We start from the raw sequence: 17,736 nt of genomic DNA, 5'->3' as shown, positions 1-17,736 counted from the left end.
GATTTATATTGAGAATTGATAACGGTCCCCAATGATGTACTGCTTACCTACATGAACGGGGCTTCCATGCTGATCATAAATAATCGTATGCATGTAGAACAACGCCTGTCCGATGGCTGTCTCTAGCAGCTTTGCCTGGTATTCATCCGCCAAGGCGATTTGTAATATCGTTTCTCCCGGTTGGTTAGGATCGATGCTGTATTTATGACGCAATAGCTCATATACAGAGCCCTCTAACTGCTCTTCCATTAGAAAAGAAAATCGGTCATAAGGGTAAAAATTATTCTCCAGCATGAGCGGTCGATCACCGGCGTATCTTTGGCGCTGAATATATAACACTTTTTCTCCTTGTGGCAGCTGCAACTGATGTGCAATTTCCTCATCTGCTTCTATGATTTCACGTTCTGTGACCACACTGTGTGAAGAGAGGCCGTTGGATTTGCAGGCAGCCGTAAAGCTGATCACATGTTCAATCTTCCGCCCAATTTTGGGTACATTGACAAAGGTCCCTTTTCCTTGACGTTTGGTCAGATAACCTTCATGAACCAATTCGGCAATCGCTTTTCTTACGGTAATTCGACTTACATTGTAGGTCTCGCTTAGCTCAGTTTCAGTCGGTATACGACTTCCCTGCGTATATGTTCCATTATGAATAGCAGTTTTGACCGCTTTTTGTAATTGAATATATAATGGCTCTGCTTGATCTGAATTCAACATAATGTACCCTCACTTGTCATATAACGTTATATTACTCCCACTTAGAGTATCAAATGTTACATATTCTTACAAGTGAAGATATTTGAAAAAAATAATTAGTAACGGACGCCGTATCCGAATGAACCTTCTACCAGACAGCTCTGGGCGGCAACCCTCGATCCTTCTGCCATAGCGTCCTGAATATTACCCTTTTTCAAAAAACTCAGTAAAAAGGCGGTGATATAGGAGTCTCCTGCCCCCATCGTATCCACAGCGTCCACGGAATCAGGCGTTTGAAAATAGAACTTGGTACCATCATAGGCAATAGATCTATCTCCGCCGCGTGTGGCTACCAGAATTTGCCCCTCTTTTTTTCGATTGGAGCGGATATAGTTCTGTGTCTCTTCATCCGTCATATGGCTGCAAGAGAAGAATGCAAAATCGGCGTACGCAATATATCTCTCGACCTGTTCATCTACGAAATCATCTGAAAAGTCAAAAGAAAGAGGGATTCCCAACGTCTCCAATTCAGGCAGCAAGTGCCCTGTATGACTGTACAAGCCCGTGTGAATAAGGTCGAACCCGCCAACATAGGCCTTGTCATCTTCACTCAGCTTCAGCGGGTGGAGACGTGTAACTCCTCCCTCATTGCTGCCCAGAAATACTCTGTCCCCGTCTTCCAGGGTTACACGTGCGCAGCCGTTCTCACCGCTGTGATATCTGCACCGTGAAATGTCGATTTCCAGCTCACGGAGAATGTGTTCTACATGCTGTGCTTCGTTATCATCCCCGAATACTCCAATAAAGGCTGCATCTACTCCCGCTTTTTTGGCAAACACACTGAAATTAAGCGCATTGCCGCCAGGATACATCATGCGCAGATGAACATATTTATCTACCACATTATCGCCAATGCCTAGAACTTTCATGATGGTTTCCTCCTGTTGGTAAGTGCGCTTAGTAAGCTACTTTGCCCATATAACGGCGAGTTTCCAGTGGGTGATTGCGTACATTTGCGAGTGCTTCACGATAAACACATACAATGCTATAAAATAAAACCGGGTTAAAGAACTCGACAACCTCGTCAGCAATGGTTCCGATTCCAAGCTCCTTCGCATCGATTACTTCTACTTTCTCGGCATATTGATTCAGGAAAGTCTGTGCCCGCTCATCCAATGCCCGTGTGCGTCCTTCGTTGATCATCAGAATAAATGGAGTTTCTTTATCCGTTACTTCAAACGGACCGTGGAAAAATTCACCGGAATGGATTGAAGCCGCATGAAGCCATTGCATTTCCATTAGAGAACAGATAGCAAATCCGTAGGCATGTCCATAAGAAGCTCCGCTGGTCAGGATATAGAAGAGATCTTCATTGCGGTATTTGTCAGCGAATACAGTGGCACGCGGTTCGACTTGTATTTTGGCCCTGTTAATAATTCCATTGATTGCTCCCAAGCCGTTCTGGAAAGCTTGATAATGCATATAGCCATCAGCGACTTGAAGCAGCTCAACAGTAAGCTCCAAAATAATAGCCATCGGGTTATTTTTGACATCGCTCTCATCTCCCCACTCGTAGAGGAATGAATAATCAGAGTAATTGAGCAGTGCCGCTTCACTATTGTGGGTTAAGCCGATGGTGTAAGCGCCTTTCTCTTTGGCTGATTTAGCAGCCGCAACCGATTCCGGCGTGTTTCCTCCATGGGAACACACGATGACAACTGAGTTTTTACCTAATCGTCTTGGCAGCGCGTGCACAAACTCATTTGCTGTATACATGCCTGCTACCAGCTTCTTCGCTTCACTATCCAAGAAATATTTTGAGGGATACATATCGACTAATGAGCCCCCGCAAGCTACTAAATAAACCTCAGAAATCTCTCCACTTGATTGTTCATAAATCGTCTGAACCGTCTGTTGTACATTCATCATTTTTACCTCTCCTTTTTATATAACGTTATATAACGTATTGTTTATGGGATAAATATAAGCGCTTTCACCAAAAGTGTCAAGCCCATTTATTCAATGAACTTTTAATACTCTGCATTCAAAAAGCTCTAATCCTTTTGTCGAAGAATTAGAGCTCCTATTGGGATTTGATTTATTGAGTGTTTGGTCATAACGAGATTACACCTACAAAATACGCAAAAAATTGGTCTTACCCATGGGTTTGTCCGAATAAACTAAAGTAGACAAGTACATAACAGCCCATAAAAAATCAAGGAGGAAAACACCATTAATACATTTATCAGTTATATTTTTCTCGGTCTGTCACTTTCGGCCCCCATTGGGCCGATTAATGCTGCACAGTTGGATCGAGGTATTAAGAATGGATTTTGGCATGCTTGGTTTATCGGGCTTGGGGCAATAACCGCAGATATAATCTATATGCTGCTTGTCTATTTGGGAATGATCCACCTTCTCAATGCCCCGTTTGTTAAAGCTTTTTTATGGTTATTTGGTTTTTTCGTACTTGTGTATACAGGTGTTGAAAGCATCAAAAATGCAGGTGTGATTTCAGAATCTGAATTAAGGGGAAATGGCAATACCTTAACCAATTCATTTTTGGCAGGCTTCCTGATGTCATTATTTAATCCTCTCTCCATCCTTTTCTGGCTTGGCATTTACGGGTCCATACTGGCCAACGTCGCTAATACATATCCAGTACAACAGCTAATGATCTTTAGCGGAGCGATTGTATTAGGTGTGTTACTCTGGGACGTAACCATGGCAGCCGCTTCAAGTATTTTCCGGAGGTTTCTAAAAACCGGATTACTTAAAACCATCTCTTGGATGTCTGGATTATCTCTTATCGGTTTTGGTTTTTATTTTGGTGTACAGGCATTTCAATTACTTTTTTTACACTGACGATTAACTCCCTGACAAAGTTAACGAGATTCCTTGGCGTGCTTTCGGCGAACCCATTGTACAATGAGGTCACATATTGCAATGAACAAGACCAGAAGTAAGCTGATGTAAACCCCAGGACGGCTAAGCTTATGAAAAAAGGATCCGACCACAGCCATAGCTATCAACAATAATCCAACCCAGCGTTTAATGTTGCTAGATGTGCTCGATTTCAGTAACTTACCTGAAGACAGCAAAATAAAGCACCAGTTATACAACAGCATTAACCCTGCAGCTGTTGTAATATATTCATACACTTTTCCCGGCAGCAGCAACGACATTACGATGGCTGAGATTAATCCAACGGAGATCAAACTAAGTGCATACAGAGGATATTTGCCCTTCCACTTCCGTGAAAACAATGTGGGCGCATCTCCCTCCTGTGCAAGTGTAATCATCATAGATGTCTCTGCATATAGGGAGGCTGTCATTGTTGAGAACCCTGCAATAATAAGCACTCCATTAAATAAATGAGGTACAAAAACCAGATGATCGCTGCTCAGCGCAAGCACAAATGGACTTTCTTTCGGGTTAAAGGCACTTAAGGGTACCATAGACACAGCCAGACCAATCGAAAGCACATATACTACAACGAGCGTCATCAACATTACTTTTCCTGCTTTAGGTGCATCCTCCGGTTTTTGAAGCCGATTAGACATTATTCCGAGCACTTCAATACCTCCGTATGCATAAAAGGCAAAAATAAAAGATGACCATAATCCCATACCGCCGGTAGGAAAAAAGTCTTTGTAACTGATGGGGAACTTTGGATTATATTTTCCTCCTCCGATCCAGCCTGCCAAAAGAGCAACGGCCAAGACCAGAAACATAACAATAGCTGCCATTTTAATAATAGCCAATACATTTTCAACTCGATCAAAACCCTTGTTACCAAAAAAAACAATCACAAGTCCTAAAATCCCGAAGCCTGCCGCAAAAATCCACATCGGTACCTGAGGAAACCAGAAGCGTGAGAATATAGATAGCGCCGTTAGTTGGCTCCCATTGATAAGCAATTCTGAGAACCAATACACCCAGCCACTACCGAAGCCTGCCCAATTACCAAATGCTTTTTGGGCATAGGAACGGAAAGAGCCCTGTTCTGGATGATCTGCCGTCATGCGCGAAAGGGCGTCAAACACCACATACGTTCCCACCGCTGCCAAAAAGTATGCAATGAGTACGGCTGGGCCACCGATGGAAATCGCTAAGCCGGACCCGAGGAAATATCCTGTACCGATGGTACCTGCAACTCCTAACAAGCTTAGTTGCCACCATTTTAGTTTTTTTTCTTTTTGCATACGATCCGAAGACTTACCCATAAAAGAGAATCACCCTATTCCTGAATTTGAGACCGAGTTCTCTATTTTAAGATTGCCTATTTCACCATATTTCATGTGAAGCATGACTTGGCTTTATTTATGAATAAAGAAGCACCAGAACCCCGTTAAGGTTTACTGGTGCTTTGTAAATGTATAAAATTGTCCGAGGGGTTAAGTGAAACTCAAACGATCAAACTTTAGATAAAGAAAGGGCCTTATCGGCATTTTGAATATCCATTTGTATTTGCTGCTCCGGATCATAAGCGTTATAGTAACCGTTGTTCTTCATGTAATTAAAGATTTGTTCATGAAGATTAACCGCTTTGCTCAATTGGTCACAAAGAACATTGCGAACTTCCGAACTGGTTGACTCTGTCAGCGCAAGAGCATAGTTCTTAATTCCGCTTTTAGCTGAAATTAATAAATCAGAAGCAATCACCTGATCGTTCATGGGACTCGTTCCAGTCATATTCTCAATAAAAGAATTCACGTTAATCCTCCTTTAAAATTACACAAGTAGATTTCTAAGCTGTTGAATATCTTGTGTACCACCGTTGACATCCTGCTGCAAAATGTTTTTTAAGTTTGTGTCTGACACTAAAGGAATCATGGTTTGGGCTTTTGTGAGACAAGTTGTTTTAAATGTAAGCAGCTCATGTAATTCCAATTTTTCGTGAACTCCTAATTTTTGCATGGTCAAGACCTCCTTTCTGAAATTGTTATTCCCTGCTATCGCTACTATTTATGCAAATCCTGCAGAGTTTCAGTTCTGGCAAAAGCTCTAACTGAGTTTTTCTCACACAAAAAAAAAGCTCCTTCAAAGCCACAATAATCCATGGTCTTATAGGAACTTTTCCTTAAAATGTGCTGGACAGTGAAGACTCAAATTTCTAATCATGATTTTTAGGATAAAATTAGGTATGGATGCTTCCAGAAAATCCATCCACATCGTCCTCGGGTTGAGGATCAGAGCTGACATTGTGTTCCTCCGTCGTATTAGTGTACGTTTGAGAGGAGCCATTTTTATAAGCTTCGCTCCAGTCTTCGTTGATCGTATGTGCTGGGATAATCCAGTCTTCCGGGCTATAACCTGGATTATGTACACCTATATTTCCTTGCAAACCGGGATATTCATCCGGTTTAGAGAAAAGAGTCCCTACCTCAATCATGCTTCCTTCATAGGCTTGGCAAATTTCCAATGCAGACAGTACATCTTGGTTCTCAATATGTACATTGAGACCTGTGTCACCGTTCGTGCTGGCAGAGTATCCAATTTCCTTTAATGTTTCACAGGCTTGAGCAGCTTGCTGCGGATCACGAAATTGAAAACGGAAAGAACCCGTATCCATGTGTTTCATCTCCTCTAAATTAGCTTATTTTGTTAATTTGTTCATTAGGTTAGGTATGTTCTTTTTTAATATAACCAACCAGAACAGTATTTTTACATTCAAATCCTTTATTTTTCAAAAATTTACTTTAATGCTTTGAAATTAAATAGTTAAAAAAGCAGCTACTGTGACAAATCGCATGTTTTCGCTATGTAAATCCCTTTATGCTAGTAACAAGGGTATGGTTGCCCGGTCATCCGAGCCGAGCGGTCAAAGGATGCCCAAATCCATACATAAAGGCGGAATGAAGATGATAGATTACCGAACATTGGTGACACAGCAATCCATGCATTTGTATAGCGTGTTTGCCAAGTCATTCAAAAGTGTAAACGAACATGCGGTTGCTGGCATCAAAACGGTGGGCTTCAACCCAACGGCCTTTGCCGTGATGGAAGTTTTATACCACAAGGGCGCGCAGCCAATCCAACAAATTGGAGCAAAGCTGCTTCTGCAAAGCGGAAATGTCACTTATGTTATTGACAAGCTGGAAAGTCGCGGTTATTTGCACCGTCACCCGTGCGACCAAGATCGTCGGATTATATATGCAGAATTGACGGACGAGGGACAACGTGTCATGGACGAAATTTATCCTGATTATACACGTCAGATTGAACGTGCCTTTAGCGGAATCAGTGAAACAGAAAGAGATCAACTCATCGGCTTGCTTAAAAAATTGGGTCGTAGCGCTGATAACCTGTCACCTTATCACAAATAGAATGTATAGTAATTTTAGCAAACAAACATTTGTGAAGAAATGAACAATCTTTAGCTGTGCTAAACGTAGATTAGATTTATACTAGAAAAGTCCACCCTTATATTCATGGGTGGACTTTTTATATACCTGAATAGAGCGAAATATGCCCAAGCTTACGAGCAGCATAAGTATCTGCTATCGACTAAAATGTTTGACCACTACATTGTTAAACATAGCCGGACCGCCATCGGAAAAAAGAGTAATTTTCTGATCCTCTAATCGTGGAAATATTAAGGAGGAATAAGCTACTTCTCCATCATCTACAAACACTTCAATGCTGGTTTTATCGACGAGAATGTTTAGGTGGACCTTTTTCTTATTAGCATCAAAAGGCGCCTTGCTCTCTACATATTTCCCACTCTGATCCGGATGTCCGGTATTGGCTCTATTTACGTAGGAGTATTGCCCATCCACCGAAACACCGACATCCACATGGCGCTTGCCATCTGCTGACTCTCGAAGCCTCAGTCCCGCATTTTTGATCGTTGACCAAGATACATCCGCCTCTAACTGATAGGTATCGCCTGCTACCGGAAGCGAGTAAACACCGTCTACTTTGATCTGTCCAAATGATTTCGTAGAAGTTTGGAATCGTTCCAAAGTTTTTACTGGCTGTGAAACCAAGCGATACCCAGCATCTGCTGTATGCTTCAACCGAATTTGACGAACAATCGAATCCATTCCATTAAAGCCTTCCTTTAGGGTAGGCGTGTTATTGGCATAATCCCAATTATTCATCCAGGCCAGAGCATAACGGTGACTGTATTTATCTTTGTCTTTTCCTTCCTCGAACGTAACTGCACCATACCAGTCAAACCCATAATCCAGCCACTCAGGTTCACTGTGATCAGGGAGAAATGCTTCTCCATTAAAATCTCCCGTCCAGTAGGCATACGTGTTGGGTCCGCCTGTTGGTTTGCTATTGGCGCTCGCGCCCAAAACCCATTGATAGGTTCCATCATCTGCACGCATCTGGTAAAGGTCAGGACATTCCACAAGCCCGATATTTTCCGTTTGAAAGCCACTCGTAAACTGCCAATCCTTTAAATTTTTAGACTTATAAAAGCCAATCTTCGTTCCCTCTGCCATGACCATCATCCATTGATTACGCCCAGTATCTCGGATGATTTTGGGATCTCTGAAGTCCTTTGTACCGGGATTGGACATCACAGGCTTGTTGCGGTAAGAAGTAAACGTCTTGCCGTTATCCTTACTGTACCACAAAAATTGTTCCTGCTTTCCGCCATCTGCGGAGGGCTGTGTCACAATGGCTACCAGCGTCCCTTTTCCAAAACCTGCGGTATTCTTATCATCGATCACGACCGAACCGGACCAAGGATCTCCATTCCGGTTCGTATATTTGGGAATAGCCACCCCTTCATCTTTCCAATGAACCAGGTCGGTTGATGTGGCATGTCGCCATTCTGTACCGTTCTTTTTGGGATAGTCACGATTGTATAAATAGTAATAATGATATTTTCCATCGAAATAAATGGGCCGTTGGGGGTCATTCTTCCACTTATCCGGAACGGTAAAATGATAGGCTGACCGATAGGTCGGTGTTGTATGCTTACTTTGTTTAGCTTGACTTTTTGGAGTTGCAGCAGATTTTGGGGGTTCGGCTGTATCCTGTTGGTACATACTCCAACCCATAGCTATGAATATAGTTAAGCCTGTGATGATTACAACGGATCGTATCCAAATGCTCTTGGGAGTTTTTTTTTTCATTATGACGATCCTCCTTACCTCTCATTGCATCGTTATGTACCGCCCGATGGACGACAGATCGGGTTGCTACCAATCTACCGCCTTCGGACATACTGCATTACATATACTTACTTATTTCTTTCCATACTCATTTGGAGATTCTTTTTTGTCATTCGTTGGATCAATCGTGATTTGCCCTTGCTCCAAAATACCGTTTTTCACAACAGAGGTTTTCGAGCCTTTAATATTCAGCAGGAAGCTTGGTGCGAAAGTAGATTTGTGATCCGGGAAAAGCCCGCGATTGGTCATATAACTCGAAACGACTACGTTATTGCCTTTGCCTTGCGGGATAGCAAAATGGGCATACGTCCAGGTAATATCATCACGATCCAGATCCTGATGAAGAACGAGACCGGTTCCATTCAAGGGTTTATAAGGCCCTGTCAAGGAAGTAGAAACATAACCCAGCATGTAAATATCATCGTCACCGATCGCATCTACAGTCACCTTGGAGCCTCTCGTACTCGTAAATAAATACCACAAACCGTTCATTTTGAACACATTTGCCCGTTCAATTTCATCTGTTACCAAATTGGAAGCAATCAAAGGAGGCATTACATTTTTCAACGTATAATCATCATTCAATTCAACGATGCCCAGTGCGCCGTTAGCCAGCTCAGCTCCCTTTTTCTTGGGACTTTGCAACAAATTTTGTTGCTCTTCCGTGAAGAATTTCTTATTGCCGCCATAATAAGCTGGGTTTTGAAGCGAATCTTCGCCTTGGTAGCCGGTTTCTGTTCCTGTGTTGGCTTCAAATATAATATATTTGTGGCCTTGATCCTCGACATAGTGAGGGTCTCTAAACGTATGGTTGTCCATATCTATTCCGACGCTTTGCTGTACATTTTGATAGGTTTTCCCATCTCCACCGTCATAGATCGATTTCAAATCCTCGACTCCATCTACTTTCAGTGTCTTGTCATCAGGCTGAGAGACATTAATTTGAGCCGTGCTCAAGGTTTGTTTGCCGTATAGTTGGTTACTTGGCTCAAAGGGCTGTCTGCTGGTATAGAATAAACGTACTTGTCCATCAGAGGTTAACGTAGCAGAACCGGACCATTCTTCTGACTGATTTTTTAGAATCGGATCGTTGGCAAGTAATTTATCATTGTCTTTAAATACTCTTCCGGCATTTTTCCAGCCGCTCAGCGAGGTATTACCCGCTTTTTGATAGAACAGATATATAAATGTATCCTCTGCTCTTTTAGGATCGCCTGCCAATCCAAAAACGATATTATACCCTTTGTAATTGGCTACTGTGCCATCGGCATTTTGTAACGGCCAAGAGTCCCAGACATCAAAATCAGTCAGCTTGCCTGAGCTGTCGCGACCAATAGCAGAAGGAATATTCTTAATTGTAGACGCATCGAAGGACGGAACCTCATATTTCTCTTTGCCTTGCTGTTTGAAAATATTCAGCATGTCATTACGCGTAATTTGCGTAAATGCATTGTCTGTTTTGAGATCAGATGCATCATTTTCCTCGGCAAAAGCCTGAACGCCGCCTCCTAACAGCAAGGTAGTTGCTACTGTTGCAGTGGCTGCTTTACTGAACCATTTGTTAAACTTCAAGTACTCCATCTCCCTTAATCTAATTATGCTTCTAGATTTGAAAACCAACTTTTTGGTTGATAGGGCCATTTTATATGGTATGTCAAACGATTGATATAGACTGAAAAGCCCTATTATGTGAGATAAGAAAACAGGTTACTCTATGAATTTCATCCTCATATTTTCCTAGTAATTTTCTGAAAATCCCTTTTTTTTCATTCTTATTACATTCAGAAAAATTTGCTGCTTGATTTTTTCCGTGTTTCATATTGCTAGCTTGGTTGCTTCATTCACATGCAAAATCATTCTAAAATAAATCATACAAAGCCCAATTTGTAAGCGGGTTCAAAAAAATAGTTCCTTAGTACCCTACAGCTCCATCCAGAAACAAATTTTTTGTTACAATTTCTTAAGACTTTTTTACTATTTTGTTACCTATACCATATGAATATATCGCAGTCTCAAAAGGATTTTTATTTCCTTTTTGTATGCTGGGAAATTTATTGGTCCTATGCGAGGTGTTTTTTTGTTGAATCATTAGGAGGAGAGACCTTTGAATAAAGAGATAGCCCGGACTTTTATTCAAAGGTCCGGGCTATCTCTTTTATAATGAAAGATTTATATTATTTTTTATGCGTGTTCTCTTTGTGGTGTCTTTACGCGCTGATCTGCCTCTTCTTCCGTACCCGGCGGACGGTTCCGCAGTCCGAGCACGACAAACCAGCTAATCACTGCAATAACGACCATGATAACGAACAGGGAATGCAGACTGTTTTCCAGTACAGAACGAAGCAATCCGGCAACCTTGTCACTTAGACTCTGTGAAGCATGAGGTGCAAGCAGACCGTTAATATCCTCCTGCGTAACCCCTTGCTGTGTAAGCTGTCCTTCTGCTGTCTGGGCAGCAATGCGATAATTCAGCCATGAACCGAAGGCAGCAACCCCGATCGTTTGCCCCAACGTGCGCAGGAATGTATTCAAAGCTGTAGACGCGCCACGCAACTGGAACCCGACCGAGGACTGGGCAATAATCGTAAACACAGTTATCGAGAAACCGAATCCCAGTCCATACAACAATGTAGACAGGAAGAGCAGCCAGATTGGAGCCGTTTGGCCCATCAAGGTCATGACGAAGGCTCCCAATACAATCAGGGTCAGTCCAATCAATGAGGTTCGACGCGAGCCCAGCGTCAGCAAAATGCGTCCTCCGATCATAGAGCCAAATAGCCAGCCTATGGACATTGGAGCCAATGCGAGACCAGATGAAGCGGCATCCCCACCGTATACACCTTGAATCCATAGTGGAAGATAGCTAGTCAATCCGATCAGCAGGGTGCTGACTAACAGGGCTGCGGCACAGGAAAAAGCGATATCCCGTATCCGAAATAACTTTAGTGGCACCATCGGTTCCTGAGCGCGTTTTTCGATAACCAAAAACAGAATCAGGAACAAAATGGCTACGGCAGCCAAGGCCAGCAATTCAGGAGAAGCCCAACCGATATACTGTCCGCCCAGTGCCAATACGAGCAAGAGAGCCGTCATCCCGATGGTAAAGGTAACCGCTCCGGGTACGTCGATACGTGCGGTACGCTTGCTTACCTGTTCATGCAAGTAACGGGCGATGAAGAACATAGCCAGCAATCCAAAGGGAACGTTAAAGCCGAAAATCCACTCCCAACCAAAATAGGTGACCACATAACCGCCCAAGAGTGGCCCGATCAGGGAAGAAATTCCCCATACTGAGCTGATCATGCCTTGGACTTTGCCACGTTCCTCCATTTTGTATATATCACCGATGATGGTAAAGGTAACGGGAATGACACCACCCGCACCAATCCCCTGAATGGCCCGGTAGATAATAAGCTGCTCCATAGTACCAGCTATCATACAAAGTAAAGAGCCAAGAACAAACAACGAACAACCGATTAAAAAAATGGGTTTTCGTCCAAACAAATCGCTAAGCTTTCCGAAAATAGGTGTGGTCACAGCCATCGTCAGTAAATATGCCGTAAAAATCCAGCTGAGCAAATTCACGCTGCCCAGTTCACTAACAATCGTCGGTCCTGCTGGACCGATAACCGTTCCTTCAATTGCGGCCAAAAAAGTGGCCAATAGAACACCTGTCAGCACGAGTCCGCGCTTCATAGGTTTATCGTCTCCCAAGCAAATCACAAATCCTTTCCTTATAAAAACTGTGTTGTATCTGTGCAGTTTTCCCTCTCAGATGGATGATTACCCGCACTGTATAATCGTAAACAGGCGGCCTATATAGGCCGCCTGTTTTGTACGATGTATATATATTATTGTCTACATATCCTTAATTTTTGTCAACTGTAATCGTATGATCATTCCAGCTATTTTCCGTTTTATAGAGATACCCCTCTTCCATACGAAGAACATGGCTGGCAAAGCGTTCAGCTACCTGTATATCGTGGGTGATGATCAGGAATGCCGCGCCTTCGGTAGACTGCTCTGTGCACATACGGAGCAGAATATTCGCCCCTTCGTAATCCGTTCCTGCGGTAGGCTCATCCAGAATGTAGAGCTTTTTGGGCAAGATAAACTGTGCTGCAACGCTCAAGAGCCTTTTTTCGCCTCCACTTAGCAGATACGGGGAGGCATCCAGTCTGTGCTCCAGCCTGGCGGCAGCCAGCAAGTGATGCGCCCGTTCCACATATGCGGCGGGAACTGGCTCCCGGGTCCGTAAACCAAGCTTGGCGCGAACGCTGTACAAGCACTCTTCCCACACCGTTGCAGCTGCAAACTGATGCTCTGGCTGCTGGAACACATAGCCGATTTCGGTAGCCAGCTGGTGAATGGGCAGCTTCGCCATATCCTGCCCCTCCCACCACATGCACCCCTTCGGTGCGGGGAGTAGGCCCATGAGCAGCTTGCCGAGCGTGGTTTTACCTGAGCCGTTCTCGCCCAACAGCACGGCTCGTTCGCCAGGCGCAAGGGCAAGACTCACGCCCTTGAGCGCCGGGCGCTGGCTGCCGGGGTAGGTGAAGGGCAATCCCTTCACCTCCAGCAACGGCTGTCCAGCGCGGTCCGCCGCTGACCCGGGCTTCGCGCCCGGCTCACGCGGCACGTCTCCCCTCTCTGCGGAAGAGGGGAGCAGCCCCAAGGCGGCCAGCTGCGCACCATGTTCGCGCAGCAGCGTTTCGGGCGGACCCTGCAGCTGCACGGTCCCGCCCTTCAGGACGATGATGCGCTGCGCTGCCCGTGCGCCATCGTCTATGCGGCCGGACGCGGTAACTACCGTCCGGCCTTCGGCATGGAGCCGCCGACATAACAGGACGAAGTCGCAGACAGCCGGCGGGTCTAACTGCGCAGCTGCGTCGTCGAACACGACCAGCGGCGCTTCCAACGCCAGTACCGCAGCAATCGCGGTGCGTTGGCGCTGGCCTCCCGAGAGGCGCCGCACGAAGGAGTCGCGCTCGGGAGCTAGGCCGACGGCCTCCAGCGCAGCGGCAATGCGCTGCGCTATTTCTGCCGGAGGCACGCGCAGGTTCTCCGGCCCAAAAGCAATCTCGTCTTCGACGATTCCCTGCACCAGCTGGGCATCCGGGTCCTGAAGCACGACGCCGACAGTGGTGGCGACAGTAGCCAAATCAGCGGTATCGGGGTCCATCCCGTACACGGTCAACTCACCCGTTCGTTCGCCCTCGCCAGAACGGGATAACCCGCCATGAAGCAGCTGGCATAGCGTAGACTTTCCACTTCCGCTGGCTCCGACAATGGCTACATGCTCGCCCACCGCAATGTCCAGTGTCAGGCCATGTAACGCTGGCTCCACCTGATCATCATACCGATAGCCAAAATTCTTCAAGGATACGGCTATTTTACTGTTCGAATTATCATCGCTATGTTCATTCATAACTGAAATATCCTCGATCCCCATTGTTGAAGATATAACCACATGCATAGCCACCCACGGCTATGCACGTGAAGCGCGTCCTAGTTCAAACCGTTTTAACAGTCCCGTACGATTTAAGGCATCGCCCAGCACTTTCGTCAGCAGACCACACAGGACAATGCCGCTCAGGATACGAACGACCAGTGCAATCGTCAGCACCTTCCACCCCCAATGCATATAGCCAAACATATTGGCTGCCACAATAAACCACAGCGGAACCATAGCCCCACCCACTAGCATCAGCGAAACTGCGTTCCAGCGCCGATACCGCAACAAAGCAAATACCAACTCAGCCGCAATCATATAGCAGACAGCCGCCGCAATAATAGAAGCAATTCCATAGGCAGAGCCCATAAAAGACTGCACTACCGCACCAAAAGCATAAGCAATAACCGCCGTACCCGGCTTACGAATAATATAATAGGCCAACAAACCGTATATCATGTACAGACCGACAATAGTGGAAGTTGCGATAGGCCCTCCCAGACTGTTTAATGTTTTGTTAATGAGCGACAAATACACGGTCATGACGCCGTTCAACGTGGCCAGCATCGCCATGAGTACGATATCCAGCGTTGTAAACTTTGCAAACATACGAGATTCCTTCATATGTATTCTTGACTCCTCTCCCTATCTAATCTATAAGATTGCAGCTCTGATCCTTATACAAGCTGCTACTGTATAAATGTATTCATCTGCAGTCTTATTGTCAACCTAATTGTATTTCATAGGTTGACAATAAGACTAAAAATAAGAGGCTTCACTTTATAAGCTCCACCCTAAAACAGCCGTAGCTACTACAGCAGTCACAGCACATAAGTTGCCTAAACGCCCATTCTTCAGTGTACGAAGATAAGTCCGTTCCGCATAAGCACCGAAACCTTTGCCCTCCATAGCCAGCGCCGTCTGCTGAACCCGTCTTACAGCATTCACCAACACGGCAGCCGCATACCCGCTCCACCATGATAACCGATGGCTCCACCCTCGTGGTGGTTCCTGTCCACGAACACGCCGTGCTGCCATAATGGTTCGCCCTTCTTCTTCCAATAAGGGGAGAAACGTCAGTGCCACTGAAATACCGAACGCAAACCGATAAGGAACACGCAAGCGCAGATTCAATGCCTGCACAAAATCTCGGGGATCGGTCGTCGAGAGATAGATATAAGACGCCAAAAACAACACAAAAATCCGCAACGTTAACGCCCCTGCGATGTCCAGTCCCTCTGCTGTAATGACAATGGGTCCCCATGAAGCCACGGGATGTCCTTCTCGAATCGCTAGGATAGACAATATAAAATATGGGATGCCTAACCCAATCAGGAATGACATAGCCCGAAGCTGGCGTGCTAAGGTCAAACGTGCGCCCAAGCCAGCCACAGCAATCAGTACAGCCAAGAGAACTGCTTCCCGCAGCGTCGAATCCCAAACCATCGACAGGAGGCTAAAGCATCCCACCCATATTAGCTTACTTAACGGCCCTAGTCTGTGCAGTGGTGATGAACCGCCGTTATACTGAAACAGCATTTCGTTGTGCCTCCAGTCTGAGCCATTCTTCATGCAGTAAAGAATACATCAGCATATCCTTAAAGCCTGTAGATGTATGCTGTACCTGCCGCAACAGTCCTTCCTGTGTCCAGCCCATCGAGGACAGCAGAGCTTGCGAGCCTGTATTGCGCGGGTCCACCAGCGCTTCGATCCGATTCAACCGAATCGTGTTATACCCGAATGACAGCACCAAGCTTAGCGCCTCGGTCATGTAACCCTGTCGCCAATAAGGCTTGGCTATCTCATAACCAATCTCAGCTTTATAAGCTCCCTCTGTCTGCCAATAATTAAAACCACAGCTTCCAATCAACTTCCCGTTCTCCTTCAGCTCTATTCCCCAGCGCAGCGCATCCTCCGTCTTCGCCAGCTCATTCAACAGCTCAATCATATCCTCTGCGTCCTCACGCCCTGACATACCAGAAAGGTTCATATAACGGTGAACCTCCGGGTCAGACCAGCAAGCGAACATCGTAGCCGCATCCCCGCTTTCCATCCTTCGCAGCCGAAGACGCGAACTTTCCTGCGGTGGTATATGCCCCTTACATGCATATGCACACATGTTCAATCATCCTTCCAGCATTTAAAATGACAATAAATATACGCTACATTTAAGCACACACCTTCAACAAACACAACCTTATTTAAAGCTGAGAAGCTTATATATATAGAAGATGCCCTTCTGTTCCTAGGATTAGGAATTAGAAGGGCATCTTCTATTTTATAAGAGATTAAACCGTTTGAGAGCTTGTCTTCCGAATCAAAAGTATTGAGCATCTAAGCCTTTTAAGAAGAGACACGGGTAGTGGTGCGTGTCGCTTTCTTCACAACATCCTTGTACAGTACGTCCAGCATCGACTGAATTTCCTGTAATTCATCGATCCCTGCACCGGTAATGCTGTACATATCATCATGCGGTGTCAGAAAGTTTTCCTGCGTCAGGTTTTCAAGCTCCTGCTTGACCTCACGTTCTCCTACACGGTAACCGCGCTCTTCCAACACAGGTTGAATATCTCTTATCGTGAGATCGTTCTGATGTGCATAAGAAAGCATCTGTATACGGATAAACAAGTTCTGAACATCTGCATGCATAATTGTAACTCCTCCCTGGCCTAGGCCAACCATGTTACACTGTTTTTACCCATAGAGGATAAGCTGGAAACAGATGAGGGCAACCCTTGCTGAATTACTTTCGATATTGTTTGCCCCGCTAAAACGTATAGTTTTCCACTTGACTGAATATACACAATCGTTATATCTTAAATTAATTAACCAATGGTAAAAGCGAATTGCATAATTACCTATTTTTGGCGATTTATACAGCACTTCATGTGAAAATTTAATGTTAGGAGCGTGAACTCTACATGTTTCAAACTATACCTTACGAAGGCACACGTCATGAACAATTCGAATCCGTTCTCGGGCAACTCCGGGCACTGATTCATGATGAATCCAATACCATTGCTAATCTAGCAAATGCTTCAGCATTACTCGGTCACTTCCTTCCAAATATTAACTGGAGCGGTTTCTATCTTTATGATGGCACTGAGCTTGTACTTGGTCCTTTCCAGGGCTTACCTGCATGTATACGGATTCCGTTGGGACGTGGCGTATGCGGTACCGCAGCAGCAGAACAACGAACGCTTGTTATAGATGATGTACATGCGTTTCCAGGACATATTGCCTGTGACGCTGCTTCCAATAGTGAAATCGTTATTCCCCTTGTCAAGAATGGGGAGCTGATAGGAGTGCTGGACATTGACAGCCCACTTAAAGGTCGTTTTGATCACGAAGATCGTGTATTCCTAGAGGAATTTACGGCTATTCTGTTAGCCAGCCTATAACCAAAAATAGCGCATATATATCGTCTTCCTTCGCCACAATATAGGAGGGTCT

Annotated in this window: 18 protein-coding genes; 3 read left to right on the top strand and 15 right to left on the bottom strand. The window is 45.0% G+C overall.

The window, feature by feature from the left end; translation table 11 throughout:
- Window positions 1-3: 3 nt before the first annotated feature.
- The 3 genes from MLD56_RS03810 to MLD56_RS03800 form a co-directional block, all read right to left on the bottom strand.
- A complete protein-coding gene (locus MLD56_RS03810; RefSeq protein WP_029515807.1) occupies window positions 4-717 on the bottom strand; it encodes a GntR family transcriptional regulator in 714 nt (237 codons plus the stop codon).
- Between the two features lie 95 nt (window positions 718-812).
- Window positions 813-1,625 carry a PfkB family carbohydrate kinase gene (locus MLD56_RS03805; protein ID WP_029515808.1) on the bottom strand — a complete coding sequence of 271 codons (813 nt, stop codon included), beginning with the start codon at window positions 1,623-1,625 and terminating at the stop codon, window positions 813-815.
- A gap of 28 nt (window positions 1,626-1,653) precedes the next feature.
- Complete coding sequence (locus MLD56_RS03800; protein WP_230585010.1) at window positions 1,654-2,625, bottom strand: SIS domain-containing protein; 972 nt, start codon at window positions 2,623-2,625, stop codon at window positions 1,654-1,656.
- Between the two features lie 303 nt (window positions 2,626-2,928).
- Between MLD56_RS03800 and MLD56_RS03795 the strand changes: the two genes are divergently transcribed.
- Window positions 2,929-3,561 (top strand): LysE family transporter, encoded by a 633-nt coding sequence (locus MLD56_RS03795; RefSeq protein ID WP_029515810.1) that lies wholly within the window; start codon window positions 2,929-2,931, stop codon window positions 3,559-3,561.
- Window positions 3,562-3,581: 20 nt separating this feature from the next.
- Here the strand turns inward: MLD56_RS03795 and MLD56_RS03790 are convergent, their stop codons facing one another.
- From MLD56_RS03790 to MLD56_RS03775, 4 genes are all read right to left on the bottom strand, one after another.
- Window positions 3,582-4,922: an amino acid permease gene (locus MLD56_RS03790; protein ID WP_029515811.1), complete on the bottom strand. Its 1,341-nt coding sequence runs from the start codon at window positions 4,920-4,922 to the stop codon at window positions 3,582-3,584.
- 190 nt (window positions 4,923-5,112) lie between these two features.
- A complete protein-coding gene (locus tag MLD56_RS03785; protein WP_029515812.1) occupies window positions 5,113-5,412 on the bottom strand; it encodes a spore coat protein in 300 nt (99 codons plus the stop codon).
- Window positions 5,413-5,430: 18 nt separating this feature from the next.
- Window positions 5,431-5,616 (bottom strand): hypothetical protein, encoded by a 186-nt coding sequence (locus tag MLD56_RS03780; RefSeq protein WP_029515813.1) that lies wholly within the window; start codon window positions 5,614-5,616, stop codon window positions 5,431-5,433.
- Between the two features lie 220 nt (window positions 5,617-5,836).
- Window positions 5,837-6,271: a hypothetical protein gene (locus tag MLD56_RS03775; protein ID WP_029515814.1), complete on the bottom strand. Its 435-nt coding sequence runs from the start codon at window positions 6,269-6,271 to the stop codon at window positions 5,837-5,839.
- Window positions 6,272-6,560: 289 nt separating this feature from the next.
- On the opposite strand from MLD56_RS03775, the gene MLD56_RS03770 reads away from it, so the two are divergent.
- Window positions 6,561-7,025: a MarR family winged helix-turn-helix transcriptional regulator gene (locus MLD56_RS03770; RefSeq protein ID WP_013369372.1), complete on the top strand. Its 465-nt coding sequence runs from the start codon at window positions 6,561-6,563 to the stop codon at window positions 7,023-7,025.
- 174 nt (window positions 7,026-7,199) lie between these two features.
- Here MLD56_RS03770 and MLD56_RS03765 read toward each other — a convergent pair whose 3' ends face one another.
- The 8 genes from MLD56_RS03765 to MLD56_RS03730 all read right to left on the bottom strand — a co-directional run bounded on the left by MLD56_RS03765 (window position 7,200) and on the right by MLD56_RS03730 (window position 16,932).
- Window positions 7,200-8,792, bottom strand: coding sequence for a glycoside hydrolase family 32 protein (locus MLD56_RS03765; RefSeq protein ID WP_029515815.1), 1,593 nt, complete (start codon window positions 8,790-8,792; stop codon window positions 7,200-7,202).
- A gap of 111 nt (window positions 8,793-8,903) precedes the next feature.
- Window positions 8,904-10,403: a glycoside hydrolase family 68 protein gene (locus MLD56_RS03760; RefSeq protein ID WP_029515816.1), complete on the bottom strand. Its 1,500-nt coding sequence runs from the start codon at window positions 10,401-10,403 to the stop codon at window positions 8,904-8,906.
- 609 nt (window positions 10,404-11,012) lie between these two features.
- Window positions 11,013-12,527: an MDR family MFS transporter gene (locus tag MLD56_RS03755; protein ID WP_029515817.1), complete on the bottom strand. Its 1,515-nt coding sequence runs from the start codon at window positions 12,525-12,527 to the stop codon at window positions 11,013-11,015.
- A 172-nt stretch (window positions 12,528-12,699) separates the two neighbouring features.
- The gene (locus tag MLD56_RS03750; protein WP_039270735.1) at window positions 12,700-14,259 is read right to left on the bottom strand and encodes an ABC transporter ATP-binding protein; all 1,560 of its coding nucleotides are present in this window, start codon (window positions 14,257-14,259) and stop codon (window positions 12,700-12,702) included.
- 60 nt (window positions 14,260-14,319) lie between these two features.
- The gene (locus MLD56_RS03745) at window positions 14,320-14,907 is read right to left on the bottom strand and encodes an ECF transporter S component (protein WP_029515820.1); all 588 of its coding nucleotides are present in this window, start codon (window positions 14,905-14,907) and stop codon (window positions 14,320-14,322) included.
- Between the two features lie 156 nt (window positions 14,908-15,063).
- Window positions 15,064-15,822 carry an energy-coupling factor transporter transmembrane component T family protein gene (locus MLD56_RS03740; protein ID WP_029515821.1) on the bottom strand — a complete coding sequence of 253 codons (759 nt, stop codon included), beginning with the start codon at window positions 15,820-15,822 and terminating at the stop codon, window positions 15,064-15,066.
- Window positions 15,806-16,402: a GNAT family N-acetyltransferase gene (locus MLD56_RS03735; RefSeq protein ID WP_029515822.1), complete on the bottom strand. Its 597-nt coding sequence runs from the start codon at window positions 16,400-16,402 to the stop codon at window positions 15,806-15,808. The genes MLD56_RS03740 and MLD56_RS03735 overlap by 17 nt, the downstream gene beginning before the upstream one ends.
- 224 nt (window positions 16,403-16,626) lie before the next feature.
- Window positions 16,627-16,932: a hypothetical protein gene (locus MLD56_RS03730; RefSeq protein ID WP_029515823.1), complete on the bottom strand. Its 306-nt coding sequence runs from the start codon at window positions 16,930-16,932 to the stop codon at window positions 16,627-16,629.
- 272 nt (window positions 16,933-17,204) lie between these two features.
- On the opposite strand from MLD56_RS03730, the gene MLD56_RS03725 reads away from it, so the two are divergent.
- The gene (locus tag MLD56_RS03725; RefSeq protein WP_029515824.1) at window positions 17,205-17,684 is read left to right on the top strand and encodes a GAF domain-containing protein; all 480 of its coding nucleotides are present in this window, start codon (window positions 17,205-17,207) and stop codon (window positions 17,682-17,684) included.
- Window positions 17,685-17,736: the final 52 nt, after the last annotated feature.

The organism is Paenibacillus peoriae (assembly GCF_022531965.1).
GTDB lineage: Bacteria > Bacillota > Bacilli > Paenibacillales > Paenibacillaceae > Paenibacillus > Paenibacillus polymyxa_D.
The sequence above is the reverse complement of the archived record's forward strand: the minus strand, read 5'-3'. Positions and strand labels throughout refer to the sequence as shown.

What these genes read in the sequence shown, in the direction of transcription:
- MLD56_RS03810 (WP_029515807.1), bottom strand. Translation starts at nt 717, where the DNA reads ATGTTGAATTCAGATCAAGCAGAGCCATTATATATTCAATTACAAAAA.
- MLD56_RS03805 (WP_029515808.1), bottom strand. Translation starts at nt 1,625, where the DNA reads ATGAAAGTTCTAGGCATTGGCGATAATGTGGTAGATAAATATGTTCAT.
- MLD56_RS03800 (WP_230585010.1), bottom strand. Translation starts at nt 2,625, where the DNA reads ATGATGAATGTACAACAGACGGTTCAGACGATTTATGAACAATCAAGT.
- MLD56_RS03790 (WP_029515811.1), bottom strand. Translation starts at nt 4,922, where the DNA reads ATGGGTAAGTCTTCGGATCGTATGCAAAAAGAAAAAAAACTAAAATGG.
- MLD56_RS03780 (WP_029515813.1), bottom strand. Translation starts at nt 5,616, where the DNA reads ATGCAAAAATTAGGAGTTCACGAAAAATTGGAATTACATGAGCTGCTT.
- MLD56_RS03775 (WP_029515814.1), bottom strand. Translation starts at nt 6,271, where the DNA reads ATGGATACGGGTTCTTTCCGTTTTCAATTTCGTGATCCGCAGCAAGCT.
- MLD56_RS03770 (WP_013369372.1), top strand. Translation starts at nt 6,561, where the DNA reads ATGATAGATTACCGAACATTGGTGACACAGCAATCCATGCATTTGTAT.
- MLD56_RS03765 (WP_029515815.1), bottom strand. Translation starts at nt 8,792, where the DNA reads ATGAAAAAAAAAACTCCCAAGAGCATTTGGATACGATCCGTTGTAATC.
- MLD56_RS03755 (WP_029515817.1), bottom strand. Translation starts at nt 12,527, where the DNA reads ATGAAGCGCGGACTCGTGCTGACAGGTGTTCTATTGGCCACTTTTTTG.
- MLD56_RS03750 (WP_039270735.1), bottom strand. Translation starts at nt 14,259, where the DNA reads ATGAATGAACATAGCGATGATAATTCGAACAGTAAAATAGCCGTATCC.
- MLD56_RS03745 (WP_029515820.1), bottom strand. Translation starts at nt 14,907, where the DNA reads ATGAAGGAATCTCGTATGTTTGCAAAGTTTACAACGCTGGATATCGTA.
- MLD56_RS03740 (WP_029515821.1), bottom strand. Translation starts at nt 15,822, where the DNA reads ATGCTGTTTCAGTATAACGGCGGTTCATCACCACTGCACAGACTAGGG.
- MLD56_RS03735 (WP_029515822.1), bottom strand. Translation starts at nt 16,402, where the DNA reads ATGTGTGCATATGCATGTAAGGGGCATATACCACCGCAGGAAAGTTCG.
- MLD56_RS03730 (WP_029515823.1), bottom strand. Translation starts at nt 16,932, where the DNA reads ATGCATGCAGATGTTCAGAACTTGTTTATCCGTATACAGATGCTTTCT.
- MLD56_RS03725 (WP_029515824.1), top strand. Translation starts at nt 17,205, where the DNA reads ATGTTTCAAACTATACCTTACGAAGGCACACGTCATGAACAATTCGAA.